Genomic DNA, 2,097 nt, shown 5'->3' with positions numbered 1-2,097 from the left:
CTGCAGCTTGCTCAGCACACGGCGCGGGTTCCGCATCAGGTAGCGCAGCAGCTCGAACTCGGTCGCGGTGAGCTCGATCGGGTCGCCGGCGCGGGCGACCTCGTGGCTGTCCTCGTCGAGGGTGAGGTCGCCGACGCGGATCACCGGGTCGACGTTGTCGCTCACCACGAGGGTCGAGCGGCGGATGAGGCCGCGCAGCCGGGCCACGACTTCCTCCAGGCTGAAGGGCTTGGTCACGTAGTCGTCGCCGCCCGCGGTGAGGCCGGCGAGCCGGTCGTCGAGCGAGTCCTTGGCGGTGAGGAAGAGCACCGGGATGTCCTCGGCGTCGGCGCGCAGCCGCGACAGCACCTGGAGGCCGTCGAGGTCCGGCAGCATGATGTCGAGCACCACGGCGTCGGGCTTGAACTCGCGCGCGGCGGCGAGCGCCTGGTGCCCGTTCTCGGCCGTGCGGATCTGCCAGCCCTCGTAGCGCAGCGCCATCTGCAGCAGGTCGGTGAGGGACGCCTCGTCGTCGACCACGAGCACCCGGATGGGCGACCCGTCTGCACGGGTGAGACGAGGCTGCGGGGCGGCGGCGGGCTGGAAGCCGGAGGGCGATGCGGTGGTCACGGGATCCATTCTGCGGATGTTCCTATGAACCGACCATGAGGCGGCCATGCACCCGCACAGCTTGTCCCCCGCACGCGCGCGCGCCCGACGGCCTCCGTTCATGGCGCCCTCATGGCGAGCGCGGGCGGCCTCGCAGAGCCAGCTGGGCGTGCGCTTGGAGCGCATCCCTACGGTCCGAGGACACCCACCAGGAGGATCCATGTTCGGAACGTATCTCCGGCGCGAGCTCACGCAGCGCCGCAAGCAGACGGTCATCATCGCGATCGGGATGGCGCTCGCCATCGCGCTCGTCATCGTCGTCGACGCCGTGTCGGGCGGCGTCAAGGCCGCGCAGTCGCAGGTGCTCGCGTCGGTCTACGGCGTCGGCACCGACATCACCGTGACGCAGGCGGCCGAGCCTCCCGCAGAGGGCACGGCGCCCGGGCAGGACTTCCAGTTCGGCGCCGAGGACGGCAGCACGTCCGACGGCACGACCGACGTCAGCACCGCCCGCCTCATCGCCGGGCGCGGCACCTCGACCTTCGACCAGGCCGCGGTCGACACGATCTCCGGCCTCGACGGCGTCTCCGCCGCGGCGGGCACGCTCACCCTCACGAACACGTCGTTCAGCGGGCGGATCCCCGGCCAGGGCGCGACCGGCGGCACCGGGACCGGCACCGGCACCGCTCCCGGCGCCGGCATGGCCCCGCCCACCGGAGGCGCCGACGGCGCGGGCGGCAGCGCGTTCTCGGTCGACTCGTACGGCGTGACGGGTCTCGATCCCGCCGCCGACGCCGTGGGCCCGCTCACCGCGACGACCCTCGTGGACGGCCGCACCTTCACGGCGGACGACGCCGGATCCGACGTGGTCGTGCTCGACCGGACCTACGCGACCGCGACCGACCTCGCCGTCGGCGGCACGCTCGACATCGCGGGCACCGACTTCGAGATCATCGGGATCGTCGCGCCCACCGGATCCGACGCCGAGACCGCGTCGAACACGTACATCCCGCTCGACGTCGCCCAGTCGCTGGCGAGCCTCGACGGGCAGATCTCCACCGTCTCCGTGACGGCCGCCTCCTCCACCGACATCCCCGCCGTGAAGACCGCGATCGAGGGCGCGCTGCCCGACGCGACCGTCAGCACGCAGGAGGACCTCGCGTCCAGCGTCTCCGGATCCCTCTCCACCGCGTCCTCGCTCGTCGCGAGCCTCGGCACCTGGCTCTCGCTGCTGGTGCTCGCGGCGGCGTTCGTCATCGCGATCCTGCTCACCGTCTCCGGCGTCTCGCGTCGCACCCGCGAGTTCGGCACGCTCAAGGCCATCGGCTGGAGCGACCGGCGCATCGTGCGGCAGGTCGCGGGCGAGTCGCTCGTGCAGGGCCTGATCGGCGGCGCGCTCGGCGTGGTCGTCGGGCTCGGCGCGGTGCTCGTCGTGAACGTGATCGCGCCGACGCTCTCCGCCGGATCCGCGGCCGCCACCGCGGGCCCCGGCGGGATGCCGGGCGGCGC

2 protein-coding genes are annotated in these 2,097 nt (G+C 73.1%); one reads left to right on the top strand and one right to left on the bottom strand.

Going from position 1 to position 2,097, the window contains the following annotated elements; all coding sequences use genetic code 11:
• A partial coding sequence (locus DZG00_RS14935) for a response regulator transcription factor (RefSeq protein ID WP_147360045.1) occupies nucleotides 1-618 on the bottom strand: 618 nt, incomplete at its 3' end.
• Nucleotides 619-808: 190 nt separating this feature from the next.
• Between DZG00_RS14935 and DZG00_RS14930 the strand changes: the two genes are divergently transcribed.
• The coding region (locus tag DZG00_RS14930) for an ABC transporter permease (RefSeq protein ID WP_147360044.1) at nucleotides 809-2,097 on the top strand (1,289 nt) is incomplete at its 3' end.

The sequence above is a fragment of the Clavibacter lycopersici genome, from assembly GCF_003576405.1.
Lineage (GTDB): Bacteria > Actinomycetota > Actinomycetes > Actinomycetales > Microbacteriaceae > Clavibacter > Clavibacter lycopersici.
The sequence above is the reverse complement of the archived record's forward strand: the minus strand, read 5'-3'. Positions and strand labels throughout refer to the sequence as shown.